The 13,143-nt window shown below is 68.7% G+C and carries 12 protein-coding genes; 7 read left to right on the plus strand and 5 right to left on the minus strand.

Going from position 1 to position 13,143, the window contains the following annotated elements:
- The first annotated feature begins 3 nt into the window (after positions 1-3).
- The 3 genes from ACOGI4_RS06220 to atpC are packed head-to-tail and all read left to right on the plus strand — an operon-like array spanning position 4 to position 2,942.
- The gene (locus tag ACOGI4_RS06220) at positions 4-978 is read left to right on the plus strand and encodes a F0F1 ATP synthase subunit gamma (protein WP_419840821.1); all 975 of its coding nucleotides are present in this window, start codon (positions 4-6) and stop codon (positions 976-978) included.
- A gap of 39 nt (positions 979-1,017) precedes the next feature.
- A complete protein-coding gene (gene atpD / locus ACOGI4_RS06225; RefSeq protein WP_419840822.1) occupies positions 1,018-2,499 on the plus strand; it encodes a F0F1 ATP synthase subunit beta in 1,482 nt (493 codons plus the stop codon).
- Positions 2,500-2,558: 59 nt separating this feature from the next.
- Entirely contained in the window at positions 2,559-2,942 is a 384-nt protein-coding gene (gene atpC / locus ACOGI4_RS06230) for an ATP synthase F1 subunit epsilon (RefSeq protein WP_419840823.1), read from the plus strand.
- 87 nt (positions 2,943-3,029) lie between these two features.
- On the opposite strand, the gene ACOGI4_RS06235 is transcribed toward atpC, so the two are convergent.
- Both ACOGI4_RS06235 and glpX read right to left on the minus strand, forming a co-directional pair.
- Positions 3,030-3,440 (minus strand): phosphoribosyl-AMP cyclohydrolase, encoded by a 411-nt coding sequence (locus ACOGI4_RS06235; protein ID WP_419840824.1) that lies wholly within the window; start codon positions 3,438-3,440, stop codon positions 3,030-3,032.
- Between the two features lie 75 nt (positions 3,441-3,515).
- Entirely contained in the window at positions 3,516-4,556 is a 1,041-nt protein-coding gene (gene glpX / locus ACOGI4_RS06240) for a class II fructose-bisphosphatase (RefSeq protein ID WP_419840825.1), read from the minus strand.
- Positions 4,557-4,663: 107 nt separating this feature from the next.
- Here glpX and lhgO point away from each other — a divergent pair, with 107 nt between their 5' ends.
- Positions 4,664-5,875 carry an L-2-hydroxyglutarate oxidase gene (lhgO, locus tag ACOGI4_RS06245; RefSeq protein ID WP_419840826.1) on the plus strand — a complete coding sequence of 404 codons (1,212 nt, stop codon included), beginning with the start codon at positions 4,664-4,666 and terminating at the stop codon, positions 5,873-5,875.
- Positions 5,876-5,920: 45 nt separating this feature from the next.
- On the opposite strand, the gene ACOGI4_RS06250 is transcribed toward lhgO, so the two are convergent.
- Both ACOGI4_RS06250 and ACOGI4_RS06255 read right to left on the minus strand, forming a co-directional pair.
- Positions 5,921-6,550, minus strand: coding sequence for an alpha/beta family hydrolase (locus ACOGI4_RS06250; protein ID WP_419840827.1), 630 nt, complete (start codon positions 6,548-6,550; stop codon positions 5,921-5,923).
- A complete protein-coding gene (locus tag ACOGI4_RS06255) occupies positions 6,543-8,129 on the minus strand; it encodes a hypothetical protein (protein WP_419840828.1) in 1,587 nt (528 codons plus the stop codon). The genes ACOGI4_RS06250 and ACOGI4_RS06255 overlap by 8 nt, the downstream gene beginning before the upstream one ends.
- A gap of 89 nt (positions 8,130-8,218) precedes the next feature.
- Here ACOGI4_RS06255 and murA point away from each other — a divergent pair, with 89 nt between their 5' ends.
- Both murA and meaB read left to right on the plus strand, forming a co-directional pair.
- Positions 8,219-9,505: a UDP-N-acetylglucosamine 1-carboxyvinyltransferase gene (gene murA / locus ACOGI4_RS06260; protein WP_419840829.1), complete on the plus strand. Its 1,287-nt coding sequence runs from the start codon at positions 8,219-8,221 to the stop codon at positions 9,503-9,505.
- Between the two features lie 42 nt (positions 9,506-9,547).
- A complete protein-coding gene (meaB, locus tag ACOGI4_RS06265) occupies positions 9,548-10,513 on the plus strand; it encodes a methylmalonyl Co-A mutase-associated GTPase MeaB (RefSeq protein WP_419840830.1) in 966 nt (321 codons plus the stop codon).
- A 54-nt stretch (positions 10,514-10,567) separates the two neighbouring features.
- Here the strand turns inward: meaB and ACOGI4_RS06270 are convergent, their stop codons facing one another.
- Positions 10,568-11,692, minus strand: coding sequence for an SRPBCC family protein (locus ACOGI4_RS06270; protein ID WP_419840831.1), 1,125 nt, complete (start codon positions 11,690-11,692; stop codon positions 10,568-10,570).
- Between the two features lie 220 nt (positions 11,693-11,912).
- Here ACOGI4_RS06270 and ACOGI4_RS06275 point away from each other — a divergent pair, with 220 nt between their 5' ends.
- On the plus strand, positions 11,913-13,109 hold the full coding sequence (locus tag ACOGI4_RS06275; protein WP_419840832.1) for a cysteine desulfurase family protein: 1,197 nt from the start codon (positions 11,913-11,915) through the stop codon (positions 13,107-13,109).
- The last annotated feature ends 34 nt before the right edge of the window (positions 13,110-13,143 follow it).

Consider the following 13,143-nt stretch of genomic DNA (forward strand, 5'->3'; position numbering starts at 1 on the left):
CCGGTGGCAAGCGGTCAGGAGCGCATCCTTCGGCGTCGCATCAGGTCGATCGACGCCACCAAGAAGATCACGCGCGCCATGGAGCTGATCGCTGCCTCGCGCATCGTGCGAGCACAGGCACGGGTGCGTGCCGCGCGTCCCTACAGCGACAAGGTGACTGCGGTGATCGCCAACTTGGCCTCGGCCGGCGGCGAAGCAGACCACCCGCTCCTGCGTGAGCCTGTCGAGGTCGCCAAGGTCGCCTACGTGGCGCTTGCCGCGGACCGGGGACTCTGCGGCGGCTACAACAACAATGTCCTTCGAGCCACCGAACGCGCCATTGCAGCCGACACCGCGGGAGGCCGCGACTACGAGCTGGTGCTGGCGGGACGCAAGGCATTGGGCTACTTCGGATTCCGCGGCTATCGCATCGCCTCCGGCTTCGAGGGCTTCAGCGATCAGCCCAGCTACGCCGACGCTCAGCAGATCGCCGCAGCGGCGACCGCGCTGTTCGAGAACGGCTGTCAGCGTGTGATGCTGGCCTACACACAGTTCCACTCCATGGGCAACCAGTCCGTGGCGATCGTGCCGTTCATGCCGCTGGAGGTGGACGGTGTCAGCCCAGACGAGGCAGGCGCTGGTTCGCCTGGGGACGGTCCCGCGGGCGGATACGAGTTCGAGCCTGAGCCGGCCGCCATTCTCGAACGACTGCTGCCGCGCTATGCCGAGGCCCGGCTCTACTCGGCGCTGCTCGAGGCCTCGGCATCGGAGCACGCGGCCCGACAGCGTGCCATGAAGGCAGCCACGGACAACGCCGAGGACCTCAAGATCAACCTGACCCGCATCATGAACCGCGCTCGCCAAGACGCCATCACCACCGAGATCATGGAGATTGTCGGCGGCGCCGAAGCCCTCGCGCAGACCTCCGGCGACGAGGTCGACCTGCTCTCAGACACCATCGAAGCCCGCACCGCGGACCTGTTCCGTGCACGCGGGTAAGCCCGCCCAGCCTCTCATCTGCCGCGAGGAGTGACCGTTATGACCCTGACCGAGGCCAGCACAGCCGAGGCGAGCACCAACGCATCGGCGTCAGCGCACGCCGACGGCCGGGTTGTGGCCATAGCCGGACCGGTCGTGGATGCCGAGTTCCCGCCCGGTGCGATCCCAGAGATCAACACTGCCGTCGAGATGCACGTCGAACTCGAAGGCCAGCCGGTCACCATCACCGGCGAGGTTGCGCAGCAGATCGGCGACAACCGTGTCCGCATCGTGTCGATGAGGGCCACTGACGGGCTGACCCGCGGCATGACGGTCGTCAATACCGGCCAGGGCATCACCGTGCCGGTCGGCGACGGCGTGCTCGGCCACATCTTCAACGTGCTGGGCCAGCCGCTCGACGGCGCCGAGATCACCGAAGACACCGAGAACATCGCCGGCCGCTGGGAGATTCACCGACCGGCGCCGGCATTCGACACCTTGGAGCCCAAGGCGACGATGTTCGAGTCGGGCATCAAGGTGATCGACTTGCTGGAACCCTACGTGGAGGGCGGCAAGATCGGCCTGTTCGGCGGGGCCGGCGTGGGAAAGACGGTGCTCATCACCGAGATGATCAACCGCGTCGCATCGCAGCATGGCGGCGTGTCGGTCTTCGCCGGGGTGGGGGAGCGCACCCGCGAGGGCACCGATCTGTATCTCGAGATGGAAGAGTCGGGTGTGCTGTCCAAGACGGCGCTCGTGTTCGGCCAGATGGACGAGCCGCCGGGCGTGCGGCTGCGCGTGGCCCTGTCTGCGTTGACGATGGCGGAGTACTTCCGCGACGTGCAGGGCCAGGAAGTGCTGCTGTTCGTGGACAACATCTTCCGGTTCGTGCAGGCAGGCTCGGAGGTGTCCACCCTGCTCGGACGCATGCCCTCCGCAGTCGGCTACCAACCAAATCTGGCTGACGAGATGGGCGAACTGCAAGAACGCATCACCTCGACGTCGGGGCACTCGATCACGTCGTTGCAGGCGGTGTACGTGCCTGCGGACGACTACACCGACCCAGCGCCGTTCACCACGTTCACGCACCTCGATGCGACCACCGAGCTGAGCCGTCAGATTGCCTCGCTGGGGATCTACCCGGCAGTCGATCCGCTCGCTTCCACTTCCACCATCTTGAGTCCTGAGGTGGTGGGAGACCGCCACTACCAAGTGGCACGGCGCACCCAAGAGATTCTGCAGCGCTACAAGGAACTGCAGGACATCATCGCCATCCTCGGCCTCGACGAGCTGTCCGAGGAGGATCGCGTGACCGTCGACCGGGCGCGCAAGATCCAGCGCTTCTTGAGTCAGCCGTTCTTCGTGGCAGAGGTCTTCACTGGTCTGCCGGGCATCTTCGTCCCCGTCGCCGAGACCATCGAATCGTTCGAGATGCTGTGCAACGGGGATCTCGACGACCTGCCCGAGCAGGCGTTCCTCAATGTCGGCAATGCCGAGTCGGCCATGGCCAAGGCTCGCGATCTGGCCCAAGCAGGGGCCTAAGCGATGGACCCACAGCGAGACCGAGCCGATGCACGACGGCCCGATGCAGGCTGAGCGCGATGCGAGTTGAGCTGGTCTCGCCCGAAGCGGTGCTGTTCAGCGGCGAGTGCAGCCAAGTGGTGACTCGCACCGTCGACGGCGACATCGCCTTTCTCGACCAGCACGCGGCGTTCATCGGAGCGCTTGACGTGGGCCAGACCCAGCTGTGGGCCTCCGACGGCGTCGTGACGCTGGCGCTCAACCGCGGCTTCGTCGAAGTCAGCAGCAATGTCGTGACCATCCTGAGCGATGTTGCCTATGCGGCCGACGAGATCGACGTCGCCGTTGCGCAGGCAGACCTCGAAGCGGCCCAAGCAGCGCTGGCAGCTGATGGCGACGACGACGATGCCAAGACCGCGTTGGCGTGGGCGCAAACGCGTCTCGCGGTGGCCGAAGCTGCCTGATCCGGGGCTGGGCTTGATGGTGGACTGGGCCTGATCAGCGCACAGTGGCTGGCAAAGATCGCAGCGGCCGGTTCGGCAGACTCGGACTCAGCGGTCCCGGTGGCGCAGCTGTCGTAGGTTCTCCGCAGCACGGTAGTAGCAGCTCGGGCGCGATGAGCCGGTGGCATCGCGCGTGTGGCACGCGCCGCCGCCGTCGCGCCGCACCCGGTAGAGCAGCGAGTTCTGCTCGCAGTTCACCCGCACCTCCACCAGCGTGAGCGTGTCGCCAGAGGTCGCGCCTTTGTGCCAGATCTCGTTGCGCGACGTGGAGTAGAGCACGGCGCTGTTGCGTTCGAACGTGAGCTGCAATGCCTCCTCGTTGGCGTAGCCGACGAAAAGCACTTCGCCGCTGTCCGCGTCCTGCAGCACGACGGGCACGACCTGATGCTCGTCGCGGCCGATCTGTGCGACTTTGTCGAAGTCGATGCAGGCGACCGTGCCCTCCTCGAGTTCGCTCATGCTCAACTCGGTCCTCGGCACGGCAGCCCCGGTGCCGTGGCTGCTCTGGCCGTGGCTGCTCTGGCCGGGCATGGCTCAGGTGAAGTCGACGGCGGCGTAGGCACTGAGCTTGTCGATGTCGTGAGTGGCCTGGATGTGACGTACCGTGCCGCTGCGAGAGCGCATCACCAGCGATTCGGTGGTGGCACGGTGTGCAGCGAATTTCACGCCGTTCAGCAACTCGCCGTCGGTGATGCCGGTGGCGGCGAAGAAGACATCGTCGGATTGCACGAGATCGTCGATGTGCAGCACCCGGCCGAGGTCGTAGCCGGCATCGATGGCCGCTTGACGTTCGTGATCGTTGCGAGGCCACAGCCGGCCTTGCAGCTCGCCGCCCATGCACTTGAGCGCCGCCGCCGAGATGATTCCCTCGGGCGTTCCGCCGATGCCGAAGAGCACGTCGGTGGTGTCGCTTGCCGCAGCACAGATGGCGCCGGCCACGTCGCCGTCGGGAATGAGCCGGATGCGGGCGCCGCTCTCGCGGATCTCCCGTATCAGCTCGCTGTGGCGGTCGCGGTCGAGCACCACGGCGGTGAGGTCCCGCAGACCCTGACCGGTGGCCTCGGCTATGGCGCGAAGGTTCTCGGTGGGAGTGCGTCGCAGGTCGACTGCGCCTTTGGCATCGGGACCGACGGCGATTTTCTCCATGTAGACGCACGGCCCGGGATCGAGCATGGTCCCGCGCGGGGAGACTGCGATGACCGAGATGGCATTGCCCCGCCCGAGCGAGGTCAAGGTGGTGCCGTCGATGGGGTCCACCGCAACGTCGGTCAGCGCCCCGCTGCCGTCGCCGATCATCTCGCCGTTGAACAGCATCGGCGCGTCGTCCTTCTCGCCCTCGCCGATGACCACGATGCCGTCCATCGGCACGGTGGACAGCACGACGCGCATCGCGTCCACCGCGGCGCCGTCCGCGCCGTCTTTGTCGCCCCGGCCCATCCAGCGTGAGGCCGCCATGGCCGCGGCTTCAGTCGTGCGCACCAGCTCCAGCGCCAAGTTGCGGTCGGGTGCTTGTCGGCTGAGATCGGTGCCGTTGACGCGGCTCCGCCCGCCGCGGGACTTGCGATGGTGGTTCATTGCGGCTGACCATAGTGCTGCCGTCGCCGGAGGCCCACGACCGCAGCGCTCGTGACGCCGTCGGGCGAGCTCGACCGCGACGACGCCGGTTGGTTAGCTTCGCCTCGATGACCAGCGCTGAGAATTTGTCGGCCAGCGTTGACCTCGCCGTGGTGGGTGCCGGCATCATCGGTCTGGCCACCGCGCACCGCTACTTGGCCGATCATCCGGGCCGTCGGGTGCTTGTCCTGGAGGCCGAAGCGCAGCCGGCGCTGCATCAGACTGGACGCAACTCCGGCGTCTTGCACTCGGGGGTGTACTACAGGCCCGGTTCGGCAAAGGCCGCGCTGGCAGTTGCCGGCCGCAGCTCGATGGTGCAGTTCTGTCGCGAGCGCGGCATCGCGCACGAGGTGTGCGGCAAGGTCATCGTCGCCGTGGCGCCGTCGGAGCGAGATCGGCTGGCAGCGCTCGCGCGGCGCGCGGCGCGCAACGGCGTCGTCGCGGAACGGATCGACGCCTCTCGCCTCGCTGAGCTCGAGCCCGCCTGTGCGGGCGTGGAGGCGCTGCTGGTGCCGGGCGCCGGCATCGTCGACTACAGCGCAGTGTGCCGAGCGCTCATCGACGACATCCGCGCAGCCGGCGGAGAACTGCGCACCGGCACTGCGGTCGTCGGCCTCGCCCGCGCAGCCGGCGGCATTCGCATCACCACGTCTCGCGGCGATGTGGAAGCCCGGTGGCTGGTGAACTGCGCTGGTCTGCGATGCGATCAGGTTGCGGACCTCGCCGGGGCTGCGGGCGGCTATCGGATTGTCCCGTTCCGCGGCGAGTACTACGAGCTGGTGCGGCAACGGTCTCATCTCGTGCGGAACCTCATCTACCCGGTGCCCGACCCTCGTTTCCCGTTCTTGGGCGTGCATCTGACCCGGATGATCGACGGCGCCATCCACGCCGGCCCGAATGCGGTGCTGGCCCTTGCCCGCGAGGGTTACCGATGGCACGACATCAGCCGGGCACAGCTGCGCGAGCACCTCGCCAACCGCGGTCTGTGGCGGCTGGCGCGGCGTCACTGGCGCACTGCCGCTGGGGAGGTGTGGCGCTCGCTGAGCAAGGCCGCGTTCACCACGGCGTTGCAGCGGCTCGTGCCCGCCATCACGGCCGAGGACCTGGTTCGCGCAGAGGCGGGCGTGCGCGCTCAAGCGATGGACCACACCGGAGAACTCGAGGACGACTTCGCCGTGGTGGATGCCGAACGCAGCACCCACGTGCTGAACGCACCGAGTCCCGCAGCCACCTCGAGTCTGGAGATTGCCAAGATGGTTGTCGGCCGCATCGGACGCTGAGCCAGGGCGCCTCCCTGAAGCTGCTGGACTCGGCTGCCGGGATGCTCAGCCGGCCGGCTGGTCGAGCCAGAGCCCGACCTGGTCGACCACCGTTCGGCGCGCGGCAACCGTGCTGGGATCATGCCCGGCACCGTCGACGAAGCCGAGCGTGACCGGCCCGGCGATCGCCTGCGTGTGCCTGCGCAGTTCGTCGGGCGTGGCGAAGGGATCGTTCGTGCCCGAGACGAACAGGCACGGCACGCCGATCCGACCGAAGTGGTCGCTGCGAAGCCGCTCCGGCCGGCCCGGCGGGTGCAGCGGGTAGCTGAGCAGGACGAGCCCTGCGCTCACCGCGCCACCGGCTACCGCCATCGAGCAGACGCGCCCGCCGAATGAACGTCCCCCAATGGCCAGACGATCCTGCGGCACGCCGAGTTCGGCAGCGATCTGCGGCAGATCGCTGCTCAGTTCCTCGGCGACGTTGGACGCTCGTGGCGGCGCCCGCCGCCCGGACCGCCCGTAGGCGAATTCGTGCCGGCGCACGGGCATGCGTTCTCGCAGCACCGCCTCGATGTCGACCAGCGTGCGATGCTCGGCGCTGCCTCCGGCACCGGGCGTCAGCAGCAGCGCTTCGACGCTGCGCGTCCCGGCCTCCGTGCGGGCAGTTCGTGGCTTGGCCCGATGTCGGTCAGGCATGCGAAGACCAGGGCGTTGCGTGCGAGGCTGCTGCGTCGGCGGGATGCAGCTGGTCGAGTTCTTGTCCGCCGCGCTCGGTCAGCCACAGCACGGCGATCGCCGTCGCCAGCAGCGGCCCCGCCCACGCCAGCGCGATCACCTCGCCGAAACTGCCCCACATGGTTCGCAGCCGGCCTGCGACGACGATGCCGACCGCGGCGCCGCCGACGCCCAGCGCGCCGGTGAGCGTCGCGGCACGTGCTCGTACAGCAGTCGGGAACAGCTCGCCGCGGTACACGCCCAGCGCCGGCAGCAGTCCAGCCGACAGCATCGCCCCGGCCAGGCCTGCGACCCACAGGGCAGGGCCGGACAGGTTGAACATGGCCACCAGCGCGCCGAGTCCCAGCACCGCGGCGACAGTCAGGACGATGCGACGGCCACGCGACTCGGCGAGCCTTCCCGCCGCATAGAGCGCGATGCCGGCCGGTGTTGCCGTGCTCAGCACGAACAGCGAGACCAAGGCAGCACTGAAGCCGTGCTCGTCTCGCAGGTATTCGTTGCGGAACCAGTCGATCGGGCCCAGGAACAAGCCGAACGCCAAGTAGATGGCACCGAGCAGCGCTATCGGCCGCCAGTACTGACGCATCCGCGCCTCGCGTCCGCGCTGATCGAACCGTCGGCTCTCCGGCAGTCGCCGCAGCAACGGTCGTGCGGCCGCCAGCGCTGCCAGCGGCAAGGCGAACACGATTCGCCACGCCCATGGAGCGAGGTCTGATATCGGTGCCAGCCAGACCACCCCGCCTGCGCCGAGTGCGGCCGACATGGCGAGCACCGACAGGCACCACGCCCTCGCACCGGCGGGGATCTCCTCCAGTGCCATCACCACGATCGTCGCGCTCAGTGCCGTGTTCGCCGTGCGTCCGATCAGCAGGAACACTCCCAGCCACACCATGTCCGGTGCCAACGCAGCGAGCGCGGCAGCAGCGACGCCGACGCCCATCGTGCCGGCGGCGATGCGCCGGCGGCCGTGCCGGTCAGCCAGCACCGACACACCGACGGCGAGCAGCGTGCCGATGCGCACCACAGCCCCCAGTACCCCTTGGGCCGCTTGGTCGGCGCCGAATTCGTCTGCGGCATAGGTGTGCAGCTCCGAGGGCGCATTGGCCAAGTAGCCGCTCAGCATCGCCGCCGCCGCAAGGGCGGCCATGACGGTCGCCGCGCGTGGGGTGAAGCGCTGCGGGGGCGCCCAGACGGGCTGGGTGCCGTCGCCGGTGCGCCCCTTGCGCATCGCACGCCGGATTGCCGGGTTGAGCGCGGGGCCGAACCACGGCACCGCCAGCCGCCATTCCACCGTCTCGGTGACCCGATGGCGGGCTGCGGTGCCGTCTTGCGGGTGGCGCTGCCCTGCGGACTGAGGTGGCGACGCAAGTGACACCTCGACCAGCCGCGAGTAGCTGGTGAACGGACCGTGCGCGAGCTCGAAGCGATGTCCGGCGCCGGTCGTGCCTGCGGGCCGCTCCAGCACGATGTCGTCGCGGGGGCGCAGCAGGTCGTCCACCTCGTCGGCCCCGGCCACGAAGCTGCGCACGAGGCGGCTCACAGCGGCGGGCCTAGCACACTTGTCGGCGGCGCGGTGTCACCCCATAGCCGCAGCACGGCAGGCGTGAGGGCCGTGGCGGTGGTAACGCTATGTCGGTGGTCCTGAACGCCGTGGACGAACGCGGCACTTTCGTGACGCAGCGCAGCCGCGATCTCGACGGCGAGGTCTGCATCAGCGGTGCCAAGAACAGCGTGCTCAAGCTGATGGCGGCTTGCCTGCTGGCGCAAGGGCGTCATGTGCTGGCCAACGTGCCGGACATCTCCGACGTCTCGCTCATGTGCGAGCTGCTCGAAGCCATGGGCGTGACGGTGACGCGAGCCGATCACCGTCTCGTCGTCGATGTGCCTGCCGAGCTGAACACCGAGGCGCCATACCACGTCGTCGAGCGCATGCGTGCCTCGATTGCGGTGCTCGGTCCGCTGCTGGGACGCTTCGGAGCGGCGCGGGTGGCGCTGCCGGGCGGCGATGACTTCGGACCGCGACCGATCGACATGCATCTGCGAGCGCTCGAGTGCTTGGGCGCGACCTTCAGCACCGCGCACGGCGACATCTGGGGCACGGCACGAACGCTGACCGGTGCCGAGGTCGTGCTCGACTACCCGTCGGTCGGCGCGACCGAGAACGTGCTGATGGCGGCTGTGCAAGCCCGGGGACGCACGCTCATCGTGAATCCTGCTCGCGAGCCAGAAGTGGGCGATCTCGTCAGCTTTCTCAATCTCATGGGGGCGCGGATCGGCTGGGTCGGCGATCGACTGGCGGTCGATGGCGTCGAGCAGCTGACACCCGCAAGCAACGACAACGGCTACTGGGTGATTTCGGACCGCATCGAGGCAGCGACGCTGCTCGCCGCGGTCGGCGTATGCGGCGGGTCGGTGTACCTGCGTCACGCGGCGGCCGGGCACATGACGATGCTCATTCGCAAGCTCACCGAGATGGGCATGCGCATCTCGGTCGAAGATGCAGGACTGCGGGCGACGGTCGCTCGACGGTTGACGTCGGCCAATGTGTCCACGCTGCCCTACCCGGGTCTGGCGACCGACTACAAGCCCTTCCTGGTGTCGCTGCTCACGACGGCGTCGGGCGTGGGAATCGTGACCGAGAACATCTTCACCGGCCGCTTTCGCTACATCGATGAACTGCGCCGGATGGGTGCCGACATTCGCATCGAAGGTCACCATGCGGTGGTTCGCGGCACCGCGCACCTGTCGGGCGCGCCGGTTCGCGCACACGACATCAGAGCCGGCGCAGCGCTGGTGGTGGCCGGCCTCGGTGCCGAAGGCGAGACCGAAGTGGCCGGGGCACATCACATCGAACGTGGCTACGAGGACTTGGCCGGCAAGCTCGCCGGTGTGGGTGCGGTCATCTCGCGCCGCTGAAACGTGCCGGACCGGTGGACCGTGGGTACTGTCGGCCCGCCGATGACACTTCCCGAGCGTGCGCCCTCCGCCGATGCGGCAGCCCTGCTGGAAGCCGCCCGTGGCGGCCAGCGTCGTGCGTTGGCGCGCGTCATGTCGATGGTGGAGCGAGGCGGCGCCGACGCACGCCGGCTGGGAATGCTGACCTTTGCTGCCTCCGGGCATGCGCACACGGTGGGCATCACCGGCGCACCGGGAGCGGGCAAGTCCACGCTCAATTCGGCGCTCGTCAGCGTGGCACGCGAGCGCGCTGAGCGGGTAGCGGTCCTGGCGGTGGACCCGTCGTCGCCGTTCAGCGGCGGCGCGATCCTCGGCGACCGGGTGCGCATGACCGATCACACCTTCGACGAAGGCGTGTACATCCGCTCCATGGCCACTCGAGGGCACCTCGGCGGCCTGACGCTGGCTACACCGCTCGCGGTGCGGGTGCTCGATGCGCTGGGCTGGCCGTGGGTCGTCGTCGAGACGGTGGGCGTCGGCCAAGTGGAGACAGAGATTGCCGGCGCGGCCGACACCACCGTCGTGGTGGTGAACCCGGGATGGGGAGACTCGGTGCAGGCGAACAAGGCCGGTCTCATGGAGATCGCCGACATCTTCGTGGTGAACAAGGCAGATCGGCCTGGCACACCGGAGACCTGTCGGGACATCCGCCAGATGCTGGACCTGTCCGCGCCGGGCGACTGGGACCCGCCGATTCTCACCTCGGTCGGCACCACCGGCGAAGGAGCAGCCGAACTGTGGGCTGCTGTATGTGCACATCGTACGCACGCCACTGCGACCGGGGAGCTGGCGGCACAGCGCGCTGCCCGCGTCGAGGCTGAACTGGACGACATCGTGCGTGCGAGCATCTCCCAGCGGGTCGCGACGCTCTCCGGCAGCCCGCTCGCGCAGCAGCTGCGTGAGCGGCTGGCCCGTCGGGAGCTCGACCCCTATGCCGCGGCCGAGATGCTGCTGGCCGAGACGTGTTGACGCGCAGCACGCAACGGCTCGCAGCCGCGGGACAGTGCAGTTGGCGCAGTCGGTTCAATCCAGTTCGCCGCGAGCCAGCGCGAACACCGCCTCGCGCTCGTTGGCGCGCAGGTTGCGGTCCAAGAGCCGCAGGTCGGCGGCGGCTCGCAGGTGCTCCCTGATCTGGTCCGCACCGAATTCCTTGAGGAACATGCCCGCGAAGCGATTGCGGAACGTGTTGATCACGGCGCGCGCTGCGGCGTGATTGTCCGGTGCCCCGGTGCGCAGCCGCACGTAGGTGGATGCAGCGTCGAACGCAGGGTTGCCTGCAGCGGCATTCGACCAGTCGATGACCAAAGGCCCGTCGGGCGTCAGCTTCACATTGTCGGGCTGCATGTCGAGATGCACTACGGAGTTCCCCGCAGACACCTTGACCCAGTCGGCGGGTGCCGGGATGTCGCCGAGTGCTCGGTGGAGCTTCGCCAAGCGCTTGGCATGGCGCACCATGAGCCATGGCTTGGCTGCGAGGTCCTCGAGCATCGTGGGTCCCGAGAGCCGTTCCATCACCACCGAGTGATCGTCGGGCTGTTCGATGACCCTCGGCGCAGGAAATCCGTGGGTCCGGACATGACGCATCGCATCGGCCTCTTGGCTCAGATCCCGGCCCCGCAGGCTGATGCGCACGACATGCGGTCCATAGGCGCGCACTTCCGAATCGCGGCCCATCCCGAGGAGCAGGCCCGGTTCGTGGCCTGACGGCCCTTGTTGGCGCTCGAGAATCCGGGCCCGCAAGGAGCGCAGGTTCTTGCGCCAGACGCGCTCAAGCACCGCCGAAGCGGGTCGCAGACCCAGCCGTGAACCGAAGTACCACGGCAAGGTCAGCTCTTCTGTCCAGGTGAAGCGCGTGCCGCCGTTGCTCGGCGTGAGAGTGAAGCATCCGGTGCCGCCCACCGCCCCGCGGTGCTCGACGCCGAGTGCGTGCGGCGGGTTCCATTCGGTGACTTCTATGCGATCAGTCGTGCGCAGCGGGCCGAGCTTGGTCACGCAGTCGAACTGGGTGCCCACTCCCTCTCGTTGGGCCGTGACGAACTGGATCGACGCAGCATCGGCCATCCACTCCACGTTGAGGGCCAAGTCCGCTGCGTAGTCCCAGACCTCCTGCGGCGGAGCGGGGATGTCGATGGAGACCTCGATGCTCATGTCGCTTGCTCGTCCGGGAGTGCTGTCAGACAGTCGTCAGTGGGTGGGAGGGGGCTCGTGTGCTTCGGCGGTCGACCAGTCTTGCCACTGGTGCGACGATTGCGCCGAGCGATGCAGCCGACCGTCCAGTGTTGCACGGCTCGGCACGGTTGTCACCGCGGCCGTTTCGCGCCCGCCCGTGTGCTTCGACGGCAGTGTCGGCTGCGCGTAGCCTCGCCTCGTGACCGGCGCGCCGCTGCGAGAATCAGGGCAAAGAACCCGGCAGGCACCGCCGCAATCGCAGGCGAGCCGCCCCGCGTACTTGGACTGCGCCGCCTCCACGCCGATGCGGCCCGGTGCCGTCGAGGCCATGGTGCCGTTCTTGGAGACGCAGTTCGCCAATCCCTCCGGGGCGCACCGCATGGCCCGCCGGGCGCGGGAGGCCATCGATGACGCACGAGAGATCGTTGCTGACGCGCTGGGCTTCGACCCGCACGGCGTCGTGTTCACCAGCGGCGGGACCGAAGCCGACAACCTGGCGGTGCGCGGTGTCGCCGCAGCCACCGGCACCACGGCGCTGTGCCCCGCCACCGAACACCACGCCGTGCTGCACCCGGTTGAGGCAGTCGGTGGGCGAGTGGTGCGCGTTGAGGCCGACGGCACCGTGGATCTCGATCATCTCGCGGCGCAGCTGGAACCCGAAGCGGGCCCGCCGGCGGGCCTCGTGTCGGCGATGTTGGTCAACAACGAGTCCGGGCTTATCGCGGACCTGGACGCTGTGGCAGAGGTGGTCCGCCGGCACGCTCCGGGCGCGCTGATGCACACCGACGCCGTGCAGGCCGTCAACTGGGTCGACCTTGCCGAGTCGGCGCGTGCGGCCGATCTGCTGTCGCTCAGCGCCCACAAGTTCGGCGGCCCCAAGGGGGTCGGCGTGCTGGCGCTGCGGCCCGGCGTGGCGCTGTCGGCGCAGCAGCTCGGCGGCGGCCAAGAGGCCGACCGTCGCAGCGGCACCCACAACACGGCTGGCATCGTCGCCCTCGGCGCAGCACTGGCCGAGCTGGCCAAGACGCGAGACGCCGACATCGAACGGCTCGGCTCGATGGCGGACCGTCTGGCCGACGGCTTGGCTGCGGCCATCGACGGCTGCCGAGCGACGGTCGCGCGCTCGCAGCGGGCTGCGGGGATCTGCCAGCTGCTCATTGAGGGCATCGAGACCGAGGCGCTGCTGGTGCTGCTGGACCGCTGCGACGTGATGGCCTCCGCGGCCGCCTCGTGCGCGTCCGGTGCCATGGAACCCAGCCACGTGCTGGCCGCCATGGGCATCGACCGCCGGGTCGCAGCCGGGTCGCTGCGACTGTCGCTGGGCTGGTGTACCGAACCGTGGGAGGTCGAGCATGCCCTTGAGTTCATTCCGCCCTGCGTGGAGCAGCTTCGATGACCTTCCAGCAGTCCGCCGAGCGGTGCCAGGCAGC

The organism is Candidatus Poriferisodalis sp., assembly GCF_965205175.1.
Taxonomy (GTDB): Bacteria; Actinomycetota; Acidimicrobiia; order Acidimicrobiales; family Poriferisodalaceae; genus Poriferisodalis.

Excerpts from the sequence above, each read along its gene's own strand:
- lhgO (WP_419840826.1), top strand. The coding sequence starts at position 4,664 with ATGACCAGCGCTGAGAATTTGTCGGCCAGCGTTGACCTCGCCGTGGTG.
- atpC (WP_419840823.1), top strand. The coding sequence starts at position 2,559 with ATGCGAGTTGAGCTGGTCTCGCCCGAAGCGGTGCTGTTCAGCGGCGAG.
- ACOGI4_RS06250 (WP_419840827.1), bottom strand. The coding sequence starts at position 6,550 with ATGCCTGACCGACATCGGGCCAAGCCACGAACTGCCCGCACGGAGGCC.
- ACOGI4_RS06270 (WP_419840831.1), bottom strand. The coding sequence starts at position 11,692 with ATGAGCATCGAGGTCTCCATCGACATCCCCGCTCCGCCGCAGGAGGTC.
- atpD (WP_419840822.1), top strand. The coding sequence starts at position 1,018 with ATGACCCTGACCGAGGCCAGCACAGCCGAGGCGAGCACCAACGCATCG.
- glpX (WP_419840825.1), bottom strand. The coding sequence starts at position 4,556 with ATGAACCACCATCGCAAGTCCCGCGGCGGGCGGAGCCGCGTCAACGGC.
- meaB (WP_419840830.1), top strand. The coding sequence starts at position 9,548 with ATGACACTTCCCGAGCGTGCGCCCTCCGCCGATGCGGCAGCCCTGCTG.
- ACOGI4_RS06235 (WP_419840824.1), bottom strand. The coding sequence starts at position 3,440 with ATGAGCGAACTCGAGGAGGGCACGGTCGCCTGCATCGACTTCGACAAA.
- murA (WP_419840829.1), top strand. The coding sequence starts at position 8,219 with ATGTCGGTGGTCCTGAACGCCGTGGACGAACGCGGCACTTTCGTGACG.